The organism is Rhodophyticola sp. SM2404, assembly GCF_053570515.1.
This window is the reverse complement of the sequence record NZ_JBSEDL010000003.1, coordinates 201274-220855: the sequence shown is the minus strand read 5'-3', so window position 1 is coordinate 220855 and position 19582 is coordinate 201274. Positions and strand designations below refer to the sequence as shown.

General features: G+C 55.6%; 21 protein-coding genes. 7 read left to right on the top strand and 14 right to left on the bottom strand.

What is annotated here, in order from left to right; translation table 11 throughout:
• Window positions 1–61 precede the first annotated feature (61 nt).
• The 7 genes from pufQ to ACTYEO_RS06265 all read right to left on the bottom strand — a co-directional run bounded on the left by pufQ (window position 62) and on the right by ACTYEO_RS06265 (window position 7415).
• Complete coding sequence (pufQ, locus tag ACTYEO_RS06295) at window positions 62–280, bottom strand: cytochrome PufQ (protein WP_449322862.1); 219 nt, start codon at window positions 278–280, stop codon at window positions 62–64.
• Window positions 277–1758 (bottom strand): chlorophyllide a reductase subunit Z, encoded by a 1482-nt coding sequence (gene bchZ, locus ACTYEO_RS06290; protein ID WP_449322861.1) that lies wholly within the window; start codon window positions 1756–1758, stop codon window positions 277–279. The genes pufQ and bchZ overlap by 4 nt, the downstream gene beginning before the upstream one ends.
• A complete protein-coding gene (gene bchY / locus ACTYEO_RS06285) occupies window positions 1758–3332 on the bottom strand; it encodes a chlorophyllide a reductase subunit Y (RefSeq protein WP_449322860.1) in 1575 nt (524 codons plus the stop codon). The genes bchZ and bchY overlap by 1 nt, the downstream gene beginning before the upstream one ends.
• A gap of 4 nt (window positions 3333–3336) precedes the next feature.
• Window positions 3337–4341, bottom strand: coding sequence for a chlorophyllide a reductase iron protein subunit X (locus ACTYEO_RS06280; RefSeq protein WP_449322859.1), 1005 nt, complete (start codon window positions 4339–4341; stop codon window positions 3337–3339).
• Window positions 4338–5279 carry a chlorophyll synthesis pathway protein BchC gene (bchC, locus tag ACTYEO_RS06275; protein ID WP_449323007.1) on the bottom strand — a complete coding sequence of 314 codons (942 nt, stop codon included), beginning with the start codon at window positions 5277–5279 and terminating at the stop codon, window positions 4338–4340. Before bchC ends, ACTYEO_RS06280 begins: the two co-directional genes overlap by 4 nt.
• Before the next feature lie 88 nt (window positions 5280–5367).
• Window positions 5368–6420, bottom strand: coding sequence for a methyltransferase (locus tag ACTYEO_RS06270; protein WP_449322858.1), 1053 nt, complete (start codon window positions 6418–6420; stop codon window positions 5368–5370).
• 122 nt (window positions 6421–6542) lie between these two features.
• Window positions 6543–7415, bottom strand: coding sequence for a polyprenyl synthetase family protein (locus ACTYEO_RS06265; RefSeq protein ID WP_449322857.1), 873 nt, complete (start codon window positions 7413–7415; stop codon window positions 6543–6545).
• A gap of 110 nt (window positions 7416–7525) precedes the next feature.
• Between ACTYEO_RS06265 and crtD the strand changes: the two genes are divergently transcribed.
• Genes crtD through hslU form a run of 5 tightly spaced genes read left to right on the top strand, consistent with a single transcriptional unit; the run spans window position 7526 to window position 12941 of the window.
• A complete protein-coding gene (crtD, locus tag ACTYEO_RS06260; protein WP_449322856.1) occupies window positions 7526–9064 on the top strand; it encodes a 1-hydroxycarotenoid 3,4-desaturase CrtD in 1539 nt (512 codons plus the stop codon).
• Window positions 9061–9927, top strand: coding sequence for a carotenoid 1,2-hydratase (gene crtC, locus ACTYEO_RS06255; protein WP_449323006.1), 867 nt, complete (start codon window positions 9061–9063; stop codon window positions 9925–9927). The genes crtD and crtC overlap by 4 nt, the downstream gene beginning before the upstream one ends.
• A 53-nt stretch (window positions 9928–9980) precedes the next feature.
• Complete coding sequence (hslV, locus tag ACTYEO_RS06250; protein ID WP_449322855.1) at window positions 9981–10541, top strand: ATP-dependent protease subunit HslV; 561 nt, start codon at window positions 9981–9983, stop codon at window positions 10539–10541.
• On the top strand, window positions 10534–11619 hold the full coding sequence (locus tag ACTYEO_RS06245) for a hypothetical protein (protein WP_449322854.1): 1086 nt from the start codon (window positions 10534–10536) through the stop codon (window positions 11617–11619). The genes hslV and ACTYEO_RS06245 overlap by 8 nt, the downstream gene beginning before the upstream one ends.
• The gene (gene hslU, locus ACTYEO_RS06240) at window positions 11616–12941 is read left to right on the top strand and encodes an ATP-dependent protease ATPase subunit HslU (RefSeq protein WP_449322853.1); all 1326 of its coding nucleotides are present in this window, start codon (window positions 11616–11618) and stop codon (window positions 12939–12941) included. The genes ACTYEO_RS06245 and hslU overlap by 4 nt, the downstream gene beginning before the upstream one ends.
• A 19-nt stretch (window positions 12942–12960) precedes the next feature.
• Here hslU and ACTYEO_RS06235 read toward each other — a convergent pair whose 3' ends face one another.
• Genes ACTYEO_RS06235 through ACTYEO_RS06225 form a run of 3 tightly spaced genes read right to left on the bottom strand, consistent with a single transcriptional unit; the run spans window position 12961 to window position 15258 of the window.
• The gene (locus tag ACTYEO_RS06235; protein ID WP_449322852.1) at window positions 12961–13560 is read right to left on the bottom strand and encodes a Smr/MutS family protein; all 600 of its coding nucleotides are present in this window, start codon (window positions 13558–13560) and stop codon (window positions 12961–12963) included.
• 3 nt (window positions 13561–13563) lie between these two features.
• Complete coding sequence (gene mltA / locus ACTYEO_RS06230) at window positions 13564–14595, bottom strand: murein transglycosylase A (RefSeq protein ID WP_449322851.1); 1032 nt, start codon at window positions 14593–14595, stop codon at window positions 13564–13566.
• A 3-nt stretch (window positions 14596–14598) separates the two neighbouring features.
• Window positions 14599–15258, bottom strand: a complete 660-nt coding sequence (locus ACTYEO_RS06225; RefSeq protein WP_449322850.1) for a Tim44/TimA family putative adaptor protein — start codon at window positions 15256–15258, stop codon at window positions 14599–14601.
• 126 nt (window positions 15259–15384) lie between these two features.
• Here ACTYEO_RS06225 and ACTYEO_RS06220 point away from each other — a divergent pair, with 126 nt between their 5' ends.
• Window positions 15385–15858 (top strand): FxsA family protein, encoded by a 474-nt coding sequence (locus tag ACTYEO_RS06220; RefSeq protein WP_449322849.1) that lies wholly within the window; start codon window positions 15385–15387, stop codon window positions 15856–15858.
• A gap of 54 nt (window positions 15859–15912) precedes the next feature.
• Window positions 15913–16416 carry a protein-export chaperone SecB gene (gene secB / locus ACTYEO_RS06215; RefSeq protein ID WP_449322848.1) on the top strand — a complete coding sequence of 168 codons (504 nt, stop codon included), beginning with the start codon at window positions 15913–15915 and terminating at the stop codon, window positions 16414–16416.
• 6 nt (window positions 16417–16422) lie between these two features.
• On the opposite strand, the gene dnaQ is transcribed toward secB, so the two are convergent.
• The 4 genes from dnaQ to ACTYEO_RS06195 are packed head-to-tail and all read right to left on the bottom strand — an operon-like array spanning window position 16423 to window position 19124.
• Window positions 16423–17115: a DNA polymerase III subunit epsilon gene (dnaQ, locus tag ACTYEO_RS06210; protein WP_449322847.1), complete on the bottom strand. Its 693-nt coding sequence runs from the start codon at window positions 17113–17115 to the stop codon at window positions 16423–16425.
• On the bottom strand, window positions 17108–17701 hold the full coding sequence (coaE, locus tag ACTYEO_RS06205; RefSeq protein ID WP_449322846.1) for a dephospho-CoA kinase: 594 nt from the start codon (window positions 17699–17701) through the stop codon (window positions 17108–17110). The genes dnaQ and coaE overlap by 8 nt, the downstream gene beginning before the upstream one ends.
• On the bottom strand, window positions 17698–18531 hold the full coding sequence (locus ACTYEO_RS06200; protein ID WP_449322845.1) for a shikimate dehydrogenase: 834 nt from the start codon (window positions 18529–18531) through the stop codon (window positions 17698–17700). The genes coaE and ACTYEO_RS06200 overlap by 4 nt, the downstream gene beginning before the upstream one ends.
• A complete protein-coding gene (locus tag ACTYEO_RS06195) occupies window positions 18528–19124 on the bottom strand; it encodes a Maf family protein (protein WP_449322844.1) in 597 nt (198 codons plus the stop codon). Before ACTYEO_RS06195 ends, ACTYEO_RS06200 begins: the two co-directional genes overlap by 4 nt.
• Window positions 19125–19582: the final 458 nt, after the last annotated feature.

Below are 19582 nucleotides of genomic sequence, written 5' to 3'. Positions count from 1 at the left end.
TGCGTCTCTTGTTATGCCTCACCTGGGTCTAATCAGGCTCTAACAGCATAGTTAGAGACGTTTAGGCGGCGAAAATCATCGGTGTGATGATCCGAGCTTGGCTCAACGCGCGCTTAATGGGTCCTTTGGTGGTCAAGCTTCCCGAACGGATTGCCGCCAGCGCCCAAGTCAGGGTCGCCAATGGCAATGTCGCTAGGAAAATGATCCCAAAGTAGAACATGAACTCCGTCTTCAGCGGCTTGCGCCGTGTGACGTGGGTATCTGATGTGAAATCAGTCATTTCTCTCTTCCCTCGTTCTCCATGGGAAGGTTCGCTGGTGCGAGCTTCTCCACAGTTTCACGGACAACGCGTTCAGCGCCCTCTTCGAGGGCCGCTTTCTCGGCGGCGTCACGTAAACTCTTGGCTGCCGAAATCCGTGTCAGGATCGGATGTTCGGCGACGATTCTGTCCAGAAGGGTCTGCGCATCCGTATCCCATGGGAAATCACGGCGGAGCGTGGTGGGCGTGGCCTCGACACTGTCCATCTCGCTGCCCAAAGGCAGGATGTGGAACAAGGCATCGAACAAGCCGTTGCAGACTTCTTGCATGATATAAGTGGCCCCTGCATATCCCATGAAGGGGGTTCCCGTTGCGCGCCGGATGGCAGCGCCAGGGAAGCTGGCAGGGATGAAATTCGGGCGCGGGCCAAAGCCACCCGACATCTCGGCCAGATACATTTTCTCGTTGATCGACCCCATAAGGACCAAAGGCCGCTTGCCATGGATCATGGCGCGCACTTCGTCATTATTGGTCTTTTTGCCAGCGGTCCGCGCGACCGCAAAGGCACAGGGAAGCCCCATGTCGTTTTCAAGATAATTGCGAACACCACGGGCATAAGTCTCATTGGCGACAATGCCGAAACTGGCGGTCGCAAAGAAATCCTGCGTGACCGAGCGCCAGAGATCCCAAACAGGTTTGATGGTGGAATGCTTCTCGCGCTGGATGAAGGGCTCGGGATCAAGGCCGAGCATCTCGCCCAATGTCCGAAGGAATTTCGTGGTTGATTCTATCCCGATTGGCGCTTGCAGATAGGGCTTGCCCAATACCTCCGACAATCCGCGCCCGAATTCGCGATACATGCAAATATTCACATCGGCATTCACGAGGTTGCGCATCTCGGCCAGATGGCTGCCAAGCGGCATGACCATATTCACCTCGGCCCCGATGCCTTCCACCAAGCGGCGGATTTCATGCAGATCGGAAGGCATATTGAAAGTGCCATACATCGGCCCAAGAATATTGACCCGAGGGGCAGCCCCGTCTTCGCGTTTCTTTTCAGGCGGCATACGGCCTTTGGTCATGCCAAATTCCGTGAAAATCCATGTCATCGCACGATCAGCCGCTTCCCATTGATCCTCGTCAATGGTGCGCGGAAGGAAGCGCTGGATATTGGTGCCCATGGGCGTCACGCCACCGCCGATCATCTCGGCGATGGAGCCTGTGACAACAACCGCAGGCAGTGCAGGATCAAGCGTTTCCCAAGCGCGTTTCATCGCGCCCTCGGTACCGTCACGGCCAAGCTCTTCTTCGCCCAGACCTGTCGTCACAATCGGCAATTCATGCGGCGGCAGGGCATCGGTGTAATGCAACACAGATGTCACAGGCAGGTTTTCACAGCCCACAGGGCCATCGATGACAACCTGCAAACCTTTCACAGCCGTAAAGGCGTAAACCGCCCCCCAATAGCCACCCGCGCGATCATGATCTTGAACGAGCATCAGATCATCTCCTGCGCTTTGGCGGCGCGGGCCGCTTTGTCGAGTTTCTTTTGATGCGCGGCGCGGAATTCGGGCCGCTCATTCGGGCTGCCCTCCCAAATGCCAGCGGTATCGCCCTCGCCAACGCCTTCGAAGAAGTCGCGCATGTGATCCATGCGGCCCTTATTCTCGATCGCGGCATTTACCACTTGGGCCAGAGAGCCTGCACCAGCAGGGCCCATCAAGGGGCGTGCTGAAATCAGGTTGGTGAAATAGAGGCTCGGGATACCAAGCTCTTTGCCTTTTTGGACAACGGGTGTTGTTCCAATGGCGAGATCGGGTTTGATTGCTTCCATCGCGGCGCAATCATCTTCAAGCGAGGCGCGGAATTTCACCTTCACACCGCGGGCTTCAAGCCAGTCCACATCGCTGCGGGACCATTCGGTTTTGGGGCAAGCCGTACCGACATAGGGCACATCGGCACCGCTTTCGATCAACAGACGCGCGACCAGCAGCTCTGAACCCTCATATCCAGAAAGTGTAACTGTGCCCTTGATAGGCGTTGCCGCCAATGCATCTTTGATCGCGGGCAGGAAGGCATTATGCGCCGCCCCGATTTTATCCTCGGACACGCCATAAGCGCGCCCGATATTAGACAGCCAATCCGCCGTGCCGTCATGGCCAACAGGTGCGCTGCCCACAATCTTGCGACCCGCCGCTTCGAATTCACGAATGGCAGAGGTGTAGAAAGGGTGAATTGCAGCAACAACTTCGGAATCAAGTGCTGAATAAAGCTCACGCCACTCACGGCAGGGAACGACCGGACCTGCCGCCAGACCGAGTGGCGCGAGCATCCCACCTATCCCTAAAGGATCTGCAGGAAACATTTCGCCCAACAAAGTGACAGTTGGACGGTCTGATTTACCCGAGATAGGAGCTTGCACTGGACCGGCTTCCACCTCCTTTCGGGCATAGTTAAGCATCGCGCCTGCCAAGACATCCTTGGCTTCGGCATGGGTGGGAATTCCGAATCCGGGCACATCAATGCCTACGATCCGAACTCCGTTGATCTCGTCCGGCAAAAGCCGCAGAGGCACCCCAGATGCTGTTGGAACACATAGATTGGTGACCACAATCGCGTCATAGCGATCAGGGTCGGCCATATCGTGGACAGCCTCGCGGATATCCTCGAACAGCTTACCAGTAACGAGCGTTTCGGAATTGAACGGCACATAGCCGACAGACCGGCGCGCACCATAGAAATGGCTCACGAAGGTAAGCCCATAGACGCAACAGGCCGATCCGCTGAGAACGGTGGCTGTGCGACGCATCCGCAGACCCACACGAAGCGAGCCAAAAGCGGGACACATGCTTTGAGGTTTGTCATGCGGGCCTTGGGGGTAATCCTTGGCGTATTGATCAAGGATTTCGGATTTGCCTGCCATGCGGGCAGCCTTTTCCATCTCGCCTGCGCCCGCATGGCAACCCATGCCATCAACGCCCACGGCCTGCACCGAAGGATCAGATGCGTCGCGGTCCTCGCCGAGGATAACCTCGGCGTCGGCTGCGGTATCGTATCTGATTTCTTCAGTCATCTGTTCATGCCTCGTCGTAAATAACTTCGAGGGATTTTTGCGGCATGGCATTCTTGCCGCGCATGTCTTTGTCGGTGGCGGGTTCCAGCACATAACCCGCACCCGTTTCCGAGCCGTCAAACAGCGCCAGAAGCTCATCTTGGCTTAGCGCGGTTGGCCGCATTGGCGGGGCAACGGCAACATTCTCGCCAAGGGCTGCGAACAGCGCGCCCCATTGGCTCTCATCGGTGCCGACAATCTGGTAATTCGCCGATTTCTTGCGCAGGTCATCATCCTGCGGGATCGAAGCAAGGATCGGAATATCAACCGCTTGTGCAAAGGCCTCAGCCTCGCCTGAGCCGTCATCCTTATTGATCACAAGACCCGCAACGCCGACATTGCCACCAAGCTTGCGGAAATATTCCACGGCGGAGCACACGTTATTAGCCACATAAAGCGATTGCAGATCGTTCGAGGCGACCAAGATCACTTTTTGCGCCATGTCGCGTGCGATTGGCAGGCCAAAGCCGCCACAGACCACATCGCCCAAGAAATCGAGCAGGACATAATCAAAATCCCAATCATGGAAGCCCAGCTTCTCGAGCAATTCGAAACCGTGAATAATGCCGCGACCACCACAGCCACGACCCACTTCGGGGCCGCCCAGCTCCATCGCGAATACTCCGCCGCGTTTGAAGCAGACATCGCCGATTTTCACTTCCTCACCAGCAAGCTTCTTCTTGGTGGAGGTCTCGATAATTGTGGGGCAGGCTTTGCCGCCGAAGAGCAGCGACGTGGTGTCGGATTTCGGATCACACCCGATCAGCAAAACGCGTTTGCCCTGCTCGGCCATCATATGGCTGAGATTGGCCAGCGTGAAACTTTTGCCGATACCGCCTTTGCCATAGATCGCGATGATCTGGGTTTTCTTTGTCGGCTCCCCTTGGGGAACCTCCAGCGTTGGTTCCTCGGAGGCTTCGTCACGAAGGCGCTGGTCGAAATCCTTGAGATTCGGAATATCGAGGGTCATGCGGCGTTCTCCCAGTTGAGGATCATTTTCAAGCAGGACGCATCATCAAAGGCTGTTGGATAAGCCTCCTGAGCAGAACTGGCTGGCACATTATGTGTGATCAGGTTGGATAGGCTCAGCGCGCCATGATCGATCAGGTCGCGCGTCGCCACGAGGTCGTCGCGGGTCCATTCGGCTGCGATGCGGAAACGGGCCTCCCGCATGAAGGCGGGTGGAAAGGCAAAGCTCAAGGGTTCGGCATAAAAGCCTGCCAGAACGATCTCGCCGCCCTTGGCCAAGCGGCCGATGAAACTGTCCAGCAGCGAAGACACGCCCGAGGCATCATAGATGCAATTGTAATCGCGGCGCTCATCATGATCGGGGTGGATAACCTCATAACCCACCGCGCCAGTCGCACGGTCTGGGTTAATCTCCCATACGGTGGGAGGCTTGCCGCCAGCCGCAATGGTCAGACGCGCCAGAAGGCGGCCAAACACACCATGGCCAACAATCAATTCAGGCAATTTCTTATCAAGCCCAGCCATCGCATGACGGGCCGTTGCGGCCAAAGCAAGCAATGCACCTTCGGCCTGAAGCGCGCTATCGATTCGAACAACGCGATCGGCACCCGTGACCAAAGTCGCCGCGGCACCACCGAACAGGCCCTTCACGTCGCTGTAGCAATTCGCACCCGGAACAAAGACGCGATCACCGGTTTTGAAACCCGTATTCACGCCCGCCTCGACCACTTCGCCAGCGGATTCGTACCCAGGCACAAGCGGATAGCCCATGCCTGGAAACGGGGGCATTTCCCCTGAATAGAAAAGCTTTTCGGTACCTGTGGAAATTCCGGAATGGCTAACTTGGACAATCAGGTCATCTGCCATGGGGTCATTCAACTGAACGTCGCCGACGCCTAGTTTTTTTGGACCCTCCAATATGACAGCGCTTGTTTGCACTTTATGTTCCATCCCTCAATTACGCGCCTGTCTGATGAACTGACAGATTGTCGCGTTATGTGTCAATCTACCGTTACACTCTAGTATGTCAAATATTATTGACAGATTTGTCTAACTGATTTGACGGTTTGCGCGCTGTTACCACTCGGGTAATGAAGGGGCGGTCTGTTGCTCTTTGGGAAATATCGGCAAAGCCAACTTCGCTGAGCAGCTGTGAAATCCGATCAGCCGAGCGGACACAGCCCGTGCGCATGGCCATGCAATACAGGGCAAAATAGGCATCTGCCGTGCGATCAGGTTTGGAGCCGCCCGACATCGGTTCAGAAATGATAAGGCTGCCATTCTCCGGCAAAGCATTGAAAACCTTGGCCAGTAATCCGCGAACGGTTTCGTCCTGATGGTCGTATAGAACGCGCACCAAACTGATGGTGCTTGCCCCTTCGGGAATCGAATCCTCGCGGAAACTGCCCGTTGTGATGCTGGCGCGATCCGCCAATCCTTCGCGCTCGAACCGCGCTTGCGCATGGGGGGCGACCTCGGGCAAATCGAATAATTGCAACGCAAGGTCGGGATAGCTGGCCCCGACAGCCGAAAGAAATGCGCCCGTTCCACCCCCGATATCGAGCAGTTTCCCACAAGAAGAAAGATCAACCGCCTTCAATGTTTCCTCGGCCACCAACACCTGACTATCGGACATAAGCTGGGAATAGGTTTGCGCGATTTCAGGGTCCACATCGCCTGCCGCACCGAAGACATAAGGCCAGAACCCCGCGAGTTCCGTATCCGTCTCACCCCGAAAAAATGCCACTGGATCCTGCAGGTCACGGTAGAGAACATCGTGGTGCAAAATCATCTCGCGCAGGCCAGGCACGCCAGGCACCGCGGCACCCAATCGGGCCAGCGCGAATTTGGCGTCTTTGCACCGCTTGAGCAGGCCTAAAGCAGCAGCAGCTTGGCACAGCACCTCCATTCGGCGCTGCGGCACATCACATCTCAACGCCAGATCAGCCGCGCTGCGCGGGCCTGCCTTGAGATGCGTTGCAAGGTCAAAAGCCACAAAGGCTTGCAGGGTTTGCGAATAGGAAAACCCTGCCACCAGATCGAACAGTTTTTCACCATCGCGGCGCGCAAGATATTTCACCAAAGGAAAGCGTGCAGCCCAAGATTGGAACCTGCGAGACCCTGCTAAGCTATTGCGCCATTGTTGAAATTTCTCAAAGAGGTCACCGCCTCTATTGCCCGGATACTCAGTGAGACCCATGGTTATTCTGCCGCATATCTTGCGGGCAGAACGGGCGTCAGCCGCTCGGCATAAACGCGCACCATTTCGCAAAGCGCGGCCTCGCCGGGGCAAGATGGAATCGATGAAATCGCACCTGAAAGAATATCTTCCAAACGGCTGATCGCGCCACGAACGCCTAATTCGGTAACGGCATTGGGTCGGCCATTGATTTCATCCTGCTGTGCAGGTTTGCCAAGCTTTTCTTCATCATAGAGCGCATCACGCAAATCATCGGCGACCTGAAAGGCCTCACCGATTCGAGCGCCAAGCTCGCGCCATGGCTCAGGGTCCTCGCCTGCGGCAGCGGCCCCCATGCAGGTGGCCGCCGTAAACAGAGCCCCCGTTTTGGCGCGGTGATAAGCGGACAGATCAATCTTGCTCTCGCTCTCCCAGCCTTGGCCCGCACAAATGCCACCGGGCATACCCGTGCTGGCGCCAAGAATGCGCATCAATGCAATCGCGCGCTCTGGGTCGGTTGTAGCGGCGCGCGCCAGAACCTCGAAGGCCATTATTATCAGGGAATCGCCTGCAAGAACGGCAAGCGGCTCGGAATAGGCGCGATGCACCGAAGGTTTGCCGCGCCGAATATCGGCATTGTCGAAACAAGGCAGATCATCATGCACAAGGCTGGCGCAATGGATCAACTCAATCGAGATCGCCGCCGCATCTGCCAAAACAGGGTTTGGATCGCCACAGGCCTTTGCAACCGAGAGCGAGATCGTGGGACGAATGCGGGCACCGCCGGGGCTAACCGAATACTCCAAGGCCGAGGCCAGCTTAGCGGGCGTCGATCCCTGCTGGCCTGCTGTGATGGCTGCGCTCAACGCGGTTTCTATACGGGCCTTCAGGGGCATGCTGCCTCCAGAAATGAGAGAATAGGCGTTCGGAATTCGCCTCATACTGTAAATTACACTGGACAGTGTGTGCCCTTCTGTCAACTATATGTGTCAACTAATCTTTACAGATGGGGAGGGCTCTTTTGCCCATAAGACCGAAAAACGCGGTCGTTATAGGAGCTGGTATCGCCGGATTATCGGCGGCTATGCGCTTGGCCCATGCGGGTTTGCAAGTGCAGGTCATTGATCTGCATGACCAGCCCGGCGGCAAAATGCGCACGGTTCCATCTGATGCAGGGCCTGTGGATGCAGGACCAACGGTCATGACCATGCGCCATGTCTTCGAGACGCTTTTTGAAGATATTGGCGAGCGGCTATCCGATCACGTGACCCTTCACCGCGAAGAGACCCTCGCGCGACATTTTTGGCCCGATGGCAGCCAGCTTGATCTTTTCGATGACCCCGATAAATCAGCCAATGCGATTGGCAATTTCGCAGGCGACCGGTCCGAGCGCGAGTTTCGGCAGTTCCAATCAAAGGCGCGCGCGTTGTTTGACGGGTTTGAACAGCCGATGATGATGGCGCCCAGCCCGTCCTTTGCGGGATTGGTGCGCCATGTCGTGACCCGCCCAAATCTGGCGCGCTTGATGGCTCCGGGAAAAACACTCGCGCGCGCGCTTGCACAGCAATTCAGCGACCCGCGCCTGCGGCAGCTTTTTGGGCGGTATGCGACTTATGTCGGCGGCTCTCCCTATCAAAGCCCCAGCCTGCTCTCGCTGATCTGGGAGTCTGAGGCGCGTGGTGTTTGGCGGGTTGAGGGCGGGATGCATAAGCTTGCCCAAGCAATGCATGATCTGGCGAAGGCGCGCGGCGCGGAATTTCATTTTGGGATCGCCGCTTCGCGGATCGAAAAGCAAGGCAGTGCCGTCAGCGCGGTTCACCTGAGCGATGGCCGCAAACTGCCCGCTGATCTGGTGGTGTTCAACGGTGACCCCCGCGCCTTGGCCCAAGGGTTTTTGGGCGAGGCCGCCACCAGCACCATTCCCGCCGATAGCGTTGAGCCACGCAGCCTGTCTGCTTGGGTCTGGAGTTTTGCGGCCAAACCATCTGGCGTTGATCTGGCCCATCACAATGTCTTTTTCGGGCACGACCCCCGCAGTGAGTTCGACCCGATCAAACAGGGCAAAATGCCAGAAGATCCGACGCTTTATATCTGCGCGCAAGATCGTGGGGGCGACGCGCCCTCAGGCCTTGAGCGGTTTGAGATTATCATGAATGCACCGGCCAATATGCCGGGCTCGCAGGAGGAGATTGACCTATGTCGAGCCACGACTTTCCCGATTTTGCGCCAAAGGGGGCTGGCCTTCTCGGAGGAGCCAACCGATCACGCGCTGAGCACGCCCGCGATCTTCAACAGCCTGTTTCCCGGATCGGGCGGATCCCTTTACGGGCTGAGCCCACATGGAATGATGGCCGCCTTCAAACGTCCCACGGTGCGCAGCGCGCTCAAGGGTCTGTATCTGGCGGGGGGCGGGGTCCATCCGGGGGCGGGGATTCCGATGGCTTGTCTCTCAGGGCAGCATGCGGCCGCGGCGATCTTGAGCGACCTAACTTCAACCTCAATGTCCCCGAAGATGGCTACGCGTGGTGGTATGTCGACGGCATAAGCCATGATGGCAGCAAAGCCATTTCGATCATCGGGTTTATCGGCTCGGTGTTTTCGCCTTGGTATCGGTGGTCAGGGCGAAAGAACCCCGCAAATCACTGCTGCCTGAATGTCGTCACCTATGGGCGCGGCGGGCGCTGGACAATGACAGATCGGGGCGAAGACGCGCTCGATCTCAGCGATGATACTTTGCAGATCGGTCCGTCCTCAATGCATTGGGATGGCGATAAACTGATCGTCGATATCAATGAGATCAGCACCCCGCATGCACAGGCGATCCGTGGAACGGTCACGATAAGACCCTCCGCCATTACAGGCATTGAACTACCGCTGACCGAAGATGGTGCCCATATCTGGCGGCCTTTCGGCCCAGTCTCGGATATCGAGGTTAAACTTAACAGATCGGGTTGGGATTGGTCGGGGCATGGCTATTTCGATGCCAATTTCGGCACCCGCGCCCTAGAGGCCGATTTCGATTATTGGACATGGGGCCGCTTTCCGACATCCAAAGGGGCGGCCTGTTTCTATGATGCCGCAAGGCGGGACGGCTCCGAGCTTGCAGCCGCCATCCGCTTTGACAAAACTGGGCAGGCGCAAGCCATGGAGGCCCCGCCCAAAGCCAAGATTTCACGCCCGTTTTGGGGTGTGCGCCGCGAAACCCGCGCAGATGGCGGATTTCAGCCGAGGCAGGTCAAAGCCATGCTAGACGCGCCTTTTTACAACCGCTCAGCCGTCAAAACGCGCATAAATGGTGAAGAAAGCATAGGCGTCCATGAAGCGCTTGATCTGACGCGGTTCAGGAAGCCATGGTTGATGCCAATGCTTGCGGTGCGGGTGCCGCGTCGGAAAAATTGGCCCCTCTAGCGGTTGTTCCGAGACTCTGCCCCGTCCATATAGAGTGAAATGATGGAGGCGATATGAGTTCCAACGAATTTCCCGGATGGCACGGCACGACAATCATCGGCGTGCGCAAAGGCGGCGAGGTTGTGGTGGCTGGAGACGGTCAGGTCAGCCTTGGGCAAACCGTCATCAAAGGCAGCGCGCGCAAGGTGCGCAGGCTCAGCCCCGGTGGCTATGATGTCGTGGCTGGTTTTGCGGGATCGACGGCTGATGCCTTCACTTTGCTGGAGCGTTTGGAGGCAAAGCTCGAAGCGTCACCCGGGCAATTGCAGCGCGCTAGTGTGGAATTGGCCAAGGATTGGCGGATCGATAAATACCTCCAGAAACTCGAAGCGATGCTGATCGTGACCGATGGAACCGATCTTTACGTCATCACTGGCGCAGGCGATGTGCTTGAACCCGAACACGGGATTGCTGCCATTGGATCGGGCGGAAATTTCGCGCTGGCCGCGGCACGTGCCCTGATTGATAGCGATCTTTCCGCCGAGGAGATCGCGCGCAAAGCCATGGTGATTGCCGCTGATATCTGTGTCTACACAAATGGAAACCTGACTGTTGAGCAGATCAGCCATGACTGACATCACCCGCGATGATATTTGCGCAGCCGTTGGCGCAGGCATGATGAGCGAAGCGCAGGCCGCCTCACTGTTATCGCTGGCTGATACGCGGCGTGGTGTGCGCTCTCATATGTCGGGGCTTGATGAACCCTTTGAGTTGTTTCGTGGCTTCAACGAGATTTTCATCGTTGTCGGCATGGCAATTCTTTATATGGGATGGGCGGGCCTGACAGGCCTGTCGATCTTGGCGCTTGAGCAAGGCTATAGCCGCGCCTTGGGTTTTTCAGTGATTGGCATGATCGCCTCGGTTCTATTGGCGCGGTATTTCACCCTGACCCGCAGAATGGTGGCCCCCTCCATCGCGCTGGTGATCTTTTTTGCGCTGAATGCCGTGCAATTCTCGGTGGCTTTGGCGGCTGCTTTCGATGTGGAATTTGGCGGTATTTTCATAACCATTGGTGTGGTGGGAACCGCACTTCTTTGTGGGTATTACCTCTGGTTCCGCGTCCCCTTTGCGGCCGCGCTGATTGCGATCGGGGTGTTCGTCACGCTGTTCAGCCTTCTTGGCAATCTCGACCAGAACCAGCGGAATATATCTGATCTGTTCTTGCTGACGGCTGACGGGCCTTTTGCCTTGGTTACCATCCTTGTCGGCATCGCAACCTTCGCGGTTGCCATGCGTTTTGACATGAGCGATCCGCATCGTCTGACCCGCCGCTCGGCCACAGGCTTCTGGCTGCATGTAATCGCGGCGCCTGCCATCGTGAACACTGTGGCGCTTTCGCTGCTTGATATTGATACCTTCGCCACGCAAATGCTGCTGATTGCCTTTATCGGTTTCATCGCTTTGATGGCGATTGTGATTGATCGGCGTTCCTTCCTCGTCTCGGGTGTGGGGTATATCGTTGCGCTCTCGATCACTTTGATGGAGGGCCAAGCCTTTACCGTGATCCTCATTCTTGGCATGGGATTGATCACGCTCGGCGCAAAATGGGAGGCCATTCGCGGCTCTATCATGCGCCGCTTGCCAGAGTTCAAAGGCAAGGACCGCCTTCCACCATGGGCCGCAATCGAAACACCTCAGGAGATATCCTCGTGACTGATCTAACCCCCCGCGAGATTGTCTCGGAACTTGATCGCTTTATCATCGGCCAGAATGACGCCAAACGCGCCGTGGCCGTGGCCCTTCGCAACCGTTGGCGGCGCAAGCAGCTTGGCGATGATCTGCGCGATGAGGTCTATCCCAAAAACATCCTGATGATCGGCCCCACAGGTGTCGGCAAAACCGAGATCAGCCGCCGCTTGGCCAAGCTGGCTCGTGCGCCTTTCATCAAGGTTGAAGCCACAAAGTTCACCGAAGTGGGCTATGTCGGGCGCGATGTCGAACAGATCATTCGCGATCTGGTGGATGCCGCGCTGATCATGGTGCGCGAACATATGCGCGAAGAGGTTAAGGCCAACGCCCACACCGCTGCAGAAGATCGCGTGATCGAAGCTTTGGCAGGCGAAGATGCGCGTGATCAAACCCGCGAGATGTTCCGCCGCAAACTCCGCTCGGGCGAACTGGACGACACCATTATCGAATTAGAGTTTGCCGATACCAGCAACCCGATGCCGATGTTCGAAATTCCCGGCCAACCCGGCGGTATGGGGGGAATGGGCGGTATGCCCGGTGGCATGAATTTGGGTGATCTCTTTGGCAAAGCCTTTGGTGGCCGCAAAACCCGCAAACGATTGAGTGTTGCTGCCAGCTATGAACTGCTGATCGAGGAAGAAGCTGATAATCTTCTCGACCAAGAAACGGTCAACCGCGAAGCCATCAACGCGGTCGAGCAAAGCGGCATCGTGTTCCTTGATGAAATAGACAAAGTCGCGGCGCGCTCGGATGCGCGCGGGGCCGATGTCAGCCGCGAAGGGGTTCAGCGCGATCTTCTGCCATTGATCGAAGGCACCACCGTTTCAACGAAATACGGGCCTGTCAAAACCGACCATATCCTCTTCATTGCCTCTGGCGCATTCCACATCGCCAAGCCGTCTGATCTGTTGCCCGAACTCCAAGGTCGCCTTCCGATCCGCGTTGAATTGCGCGCTTTGACCGAAGGGGATTTTGTTCGCATTCTCACCGAGACCGACAACGCCCTGACGCGCCAATACACCGCCTTGATGCAAACCGAGGAGGTTGGTGTCAGCTTTACCGAAGACGGGATCGCGGCGCTCGCTAGGATTGCCGCCGAGGTAAATCAAACCGTCGAGAATATCGGCGCGCGGCGGCTTTATACTGTTCTCGAGCGTGTGTTCGAGGAGCTGAGTTTCTCAGCCCCTGATCGCTCGGGCGAGGATGTGGTTGTAGACGCCAGTTTCGTCGAAGAACATTTGGGCGCTTTGATGAGTTCTGCTGATCTCAGCCGCTACGTGCTTTAGGCCTTCGCGCGTCCCCGCATCAGCGGGACTTCTTGAGATAGACATAATAAGCCCCGCTTCCGCCATGGCGGAGGTGGGATTCCCGTACATTCAGAACCATGCGGCCCAAGGGCGGGGCTTTTAGCCAAGTCGGAACATTATGTTTCAACACGCCACGCCGAACGGGCATCGGCCCATCATCGGCACGGTCCTTACCCTTGCCTGTGATGACCAGAACCAACCGCAAACCGCGCTCATGCGCTTCAAAAATGAACCTGGTCAGCGCGGGATGCGCCTCGGCGACTGTCATGCCATGCAGATCAATCCGCGCTTCGGGCTTGAGTTTGCCGCGCAGCATCTTGCCATGAGTGCGGTGATCCATCCGAAGCGGATCTTTCGCGACGCTTTCCGAAATTGACGGTGTCAGAACATGGCCGCTCAAGCCTGATTTGGCCTTCGCCCCAAGTTGAAAAGGTTCAATCGGTTTGGCGGTTGTCTTGGGTTTTGGCTTGTCGAAAATCTCTTTCGGTGGCGTTTCGATTTTCGCGGGGCGGCTGTTTAAAGGGGTGGCCGTCTTGGCAACGCGCGCCCAAAGGTCCCGATCATCAGGAGTTAGGCCCTTTTTTCTGCGCCCAGCCATTCCTCAGACATCCGTGGCAATGCGATGCGCGATTTCAATCGGAAGCAGGGTGATCATGCGCCCAGGATCACGGATACGCCCTGCAACATCGCCCGCGTCATCGCCAGAGCCATAGAAAATATCAGCGCGTTGCGGCCCACGAATGGCGCTGCCTGTATCTTGGGCCACCATCAATCGCCGCATCGGGGCAAGCCCGCCTTTCTCGATCCAGACAGGCGCGCCCAGCGGGGTGAATTCGGGATCGACAGCGATGGTCCTCTCGGTTGTGATCGAACGGTTCATCGCACCAAGGGGGCCATCCGATGGATCATCAATCTCGACCTCACGGAAGAAAACGTAAGAATCGTTGTGATGCAGCAATTCGCGGCCAAGCTGCGGGTTGCGGCGCACCCAATTGCGGATCACCTGCGCGGAAACCTGATGCGGCTCATACACCCCGCGCCGCACCAATTCCTGACCGATCGAGCTATATTGATGCCCGTTTCTGCCACCATAGCCGACACGGATGAACGCCCCGTTATCAAGGCGAACACGGCCAGAGCCTTGGATTTGCAGGAAGAACACCTCTACAGGGTCATCGATCCAAGCAATCTCCAAGCCACGGCCATCCAGAACGCCGCTTTCCTCAATCTCTTGTCTTGTGCGCCAGATACCGCTGACTTCAGGCGGCAAGCGGTAGATCGGGTATTGATAAGGCCCATGCCTACGCAGCGATCCGCGCAATTCCGGCTCGTAATATCCTGTGAACAAGGCGGGGCTATCGCCACCTGTAATCACGGGGCGAAAGAACAGCTCAAAAAAACTGCGGGCATGCTCCAACGGATGGTCGGTTGCCACGGCACATAGAGTTGCCCATTCCGGCTCATCCAGATCGGGACATGTGTTTAGGAAAACGGAAAGGGCCGCGGCATGATCATCCTCAGCCCAGCCTTCGAGATCCCGAAACTCAAGAAGATGCGCTTCAGGCTCGGCCACGGCAGGTGTTCCTAAACAAATAAGCGCAACGAGCGCGGTTTTCCAAACGCTCGTCGCCATAGATCATTCGCCAGTGGCGACCAATACCCAGTTCGGGTCAGAGGACCCCATGCTGCGCGCAAAGGTCCAGACATCACGTTGGCGCTTGATCTCATTGGGGTCACCTTCGACAATCTCGCCATCCGCATTGCGTACAACCGAAGTGAGTTCAGCCATGAGGCGAACCGATATTTCGCCCTCTTTGGTTGCAGCATCAAATGTTGCATCGGCCAAAGCCAATTCACGAATACCGACAAAGCTGGCTTCGATGGTCAGGCCCTGTTCTTCGCGAGCCTGAATGACGGACTCGAATGTTTCCATCACGTCATCGGCAAGGAAAGGCTTCAAACCATCCACATCGCCATTTTCGAAGGCCATCAGAATCATCTCATAGGCACCGCGCGCACCACCCAAGAATTCACTGACCGAGAAACTAGGCTCGGCAGATTTCATCGCGGTGAGCGCTTTGGCTGCATCACTTCCATCTTCGACATGGTCGGTGATGTCGCGATCAGGCCCACCTTCGATGACATCAAAGTCACGCTTGGTCTTGGCCCGTGTCGGCGCCTGAGCGGCTGGTGGTTTTTCAAAACCTTCCCGCGTTCCAAGAACGCTGCGCAAACGCAAAATCAGGAAGATCGCAATACCTGCCAGAACAAGGAGAGAAAGCAGTGAAGAGTTCATAAATTGGCCCTCAAATGGGTCTTGGGGTTTTTTGTTGATCGTCTGAGACATATGTAGGCACGAGGCACGCTCAAGTCCATCTTTCCCGCAGCGATGTCGCACCCGTTTATGCATTGAGGTAGCAATATGTGGCTCTTTCTCGCTTTCCTGACAGTCCCTTTGATCGAAATCGGGCTTTTTATCACGGTTGGTGAGGCGATCGGGCTATGGCCGACCTTGGGAATTGTCATTCTGACTGCTGTTATTGGAACAGCATTGGTGCGTTCTCAAGGAGCGATGGCATTGAACAACCTTCGTGGCAGTTTCAACCAGCTCAATGACCCGACAGAACATCTGGCCCATGGCGCGATGATCATTTTCTCAGGCGCTTTGCTACTAACGCCCGGTTTCTTCACAGATGCTGTGGGTTTCGCGCTGCTGGTCCCGCCTGTCAGGTCTTTTATTTTCCAAGAGCTGCGCAAGCGCATCAAGGTTCAATCCTTTATGTCAGAGAGCCAGCAACGCACACAAAACACATCCCAGACTGGCGAAGTGATCGACGAAACGGGTGAAATCATTGATCCGCCGCGCAATGGCCCTTCGGGCTGGACACGGCATTGAGGCTTTCCCGTCAAACTGCTACACCGCCCCGAACAATTTTTACCGGAGAGTTTCATGGCCGAGAATACTTCTGACGCCACCAATGGCGCAGGCCAAGCCGCACCCGTTATGCCGAAGATGCAAATCCTCGGGCAATTCGTGCGTGATCTATCATTTGAAAACGTAGCCGCCCAAAAAGCGGTTCAGGGTGCAACGCAGCCTGATGTGCAGGTTCGTGTCGGTCTGGATGCACGCAAGCGCCCAACAGAAAACCAATATGACGTCATTGTTAAGCTGAATGTTGATGCAAAAACCAAAGGCGACAAGCCCGAGCCGATCTTCCTGATCGAGCTGGATTACGCTGGCATTTTCCACATCGAAAACGTCCCCGAAGCGCAGATTCAGCCGTTTTTGATGATTGAATGCCCACGGATGCTGTTCCCCTTCATTCGCCGCATCGTCTCGGATGTGACTCGCGATGGCGGGTATTTGCCGCTGAACCTCGAGACGATCGATTTCGTATCGATCTATCGCAATGAGGTTGCAAAACAGATGGCCAATAAAAAGCCGGACGCCTAAAGCGCCTTAGCTATAGGTTTTCCACAAAGCGCCATCGCCCAAGCCATCGATGAAATCGGCATGGGCGGCGGTTTCTTCTTCAGTTATCCGTGATTTCAGCGCTTGCGGGCGTGGAAACGCACGCCACGCGCTGCTTTCACCCGATTTTGACGTATTCCCACCTGACATGGACAGCGCAAAATCAGGTTGTTTGCCACCGATCAGCTCAAGATAAACCTCTGCGAGCATTTCCGAGTCGAGCAAGGCACCGTGTTTCTCACGCATGGAGTTATCGACACCGAACCGTCTGCACAGCGCATCAAGCGAGGCGGGCGAGCCCGGAAATTTGCGGCGCGCAATCATCAAAGTGTCAATCGCACGGTCATTAGGGATCAAAGGTTTTTTGACCCAGCCAAGCTCGGCATTGAGAAATTTCATGTCGAAAGCCGCATTATGGATCACCAGTTTCGCATCTTCGATGAAATCCAGAAAATCCTGCGCAACAGTCTCGAATAAGGGTTTATCGGCCAGAAAGTCATCACCAAGACCATGCACATTGAAGGCCTCGACAGGCACCGATCGCTGCGGATTGATATATTGGTGATAGACCCGCCCAGTTGCGACATGGTTCCACAATTCAATCGCCCCGATCTCGACCAAACGGTGACCTTCGTTTGGTTCAAAACCTGTGGTCTCGGTATCAAGCACGATCTCACGCATGGGGCTCTCCGGTCAGCTTTGCGATCAAGGTTTTCACATCTGCACGGGTTTGTTCAATCTCTCGCGTCTCGATAACGAAATCAGCGCGTTTACGCTTTTCAGCATCGGGCATCTGACGGCTGAGAATGTTTTCAAACATCCCAGACGTCATCGTATCGCGTTCCAGCACACGCTTGCGTTGGATGTCCGCATGAACCGACACGACGAGAACACCGTCCATTTTTGCATCCCCGCCCGTTTCGAACAGCAGCGGAATATCCAGAACCACCAGACCCACCGATTTATGGCTTTCAAGAAATGCTGCTCGGTCTTTGGCAACCAAGGGATGCACGATTTCTTCGAGGATTTTCAGAGCGTCAGGTTCTTCAGCGATCCAGCGCTTCAACTCGGCCCGATCAACCTGCCCGTCATAGACGGCTTTCGGCCAAACAGCAGCAATTTTCGGGGCGGCTTTCCCACCCTTCCCATAAAGGCAGTGAACAGCTTCGTCTGCATCCCAAACGGGGATGCCCTCTTCACGGAAAAACGCTGCTGTCGTTGATTTTCCCATCCCGATCGAGCCTGTCAGGCCCAAAACATAGGTCATGCCGAGAGAACCGCTTTGCGAAGGTCATCATCCACATCGGGCCGCTGACCGAACCAGCGTTCAAAACCTGGGGCTGCTTGATGCAGCAACATTCCCAAACCATCTACGATATTGGCTCCAGCCCGTTCAGCCTGCAGGAGAAAATCAGTCATTAAAGGAGCATAAACGAGATCATTGACGACCGTATCTTTATTGAGCCCTGTAAGGTCAATTTTCAGCGCTGGTTGCCCGACCATACCCAGCGAAGTGGTGTTCACGACGGTTGCAACATGGGGCAGAACTTCTGGAATTTTTGTCCAATCCACCACCTTGATCCGCGCACCGAGTTGATCACGCAAAGCCTCGGATCTGGATCTTGTGCGGTTCACCAAAATAACCTCTGAAACACCATCACCAAGCAAAGCCGAGACAATCGCGCGCGATGCACCACCAGCGCCGAGAACCAGCGCGGACCCGTTCGAGGCTTTCCAATCCGGAAACCTCTGCTTAATATTCGCAAGAAAACCGATGCCATCGGTATTATCCGCCTGAACCGTGCCGGATGTTGTGAAGGTCAAGGTATTGGCCGCACCGATCAAAGCCGCACGATCCGTGATCGTATCCGCGATTTGCAGGGCCGTTTCCTTATGCGGGATGGTCACATTCACACCGCGGAAGCCCATTTTGGGCAGTGTTTTCAGAACATCTGCAAAATCATCCCGTGCGACATGGATCGGGATGTAATGCCCATTGATCCCATACCGCTTGAGCCAATGACCATGCAAAATGGGCGATTTACTATGCCCGATCGGGTCCCCTATGACACCTGCCAGATGAATGTCTTCGCTCATCCTTCGATGATCCCTCTCGTTACTAAATATGCGGACAGTTCCAACAGTGGCAGTCCGAGAACAGTGAAATAGTCTCCATCGACCCGAGTAAAGAGCCGTGAGCCTTCTTTCTCGAGTTTGTATCCTCCGACACTTTCAGCAATATCGGGCCAGTTCCTCTCCAGATACTGTTCAAGATAGCTGTCACTTATGTCACGCATAAGAAGGCGAACTTCACCGATGAAACGCCAAACAGGTTTAGCATCATCATAGATCACCACGGCCGAGAGAAGTTTATGCCGCTCCCCCCGAAGCATACGCAATTGATCAGCGGCCTCTGCAAGACTTTCAGGCTTCGATAAGACCTCGCCCTTGAAATCCAGCACCTGATCGCAGCCCATAACCAATGCATCAGGGAATTTCTCGGCCACACGGAGCGCCTTATACTCGGCCAAAGTATCAGCCACATCGCGCGGTCTGGCGGATTCGGCCCTCAGCGAAAGACGGATCGATTCTTCATCAATTCGCGCTGGAACAGAGGTAAACTCGATGCCAGCTGCTGACAAAAGCCCCTGTCGGGCTGGGGAAGCTGAAGCGAGGATCAAATTTTTCATGGGATAAGCCTGTGGGAGAACCCGTGTAACGCTCTGTTAACAAAATCCTGTATATTTCCATCCCGACGAAGCGGCTACGGGTTTCGGTATGTTTACCCGATTGAAACCATGTTTTTTCCCCAAGGACAGGTTTTCATGCACCGCTGTTTGGAAAAAATCACTTACTTGGCTTACCCGAAATCTATCACCGGCTTATGCACAGGTTTTAATTCCTTAAATCAATGTTATTAAACACTAATATCGATATATTTGGGTTATCAAACCACTTGAGTTTTTCCAAATACGGCACGGGGATAAAGCTTTGGACGGGTTGCGCGTAACCGAGCTATCCTCGTTATCAACGACATAACAACAACAACAATCCTTTAATCTTAATATTTATATTAAAAGAAGATTTGCCTCTTTCCCTCCGATGAGCTGACAATCCTGCCAAGAGTTGACTTGAACAGGTTTGAACT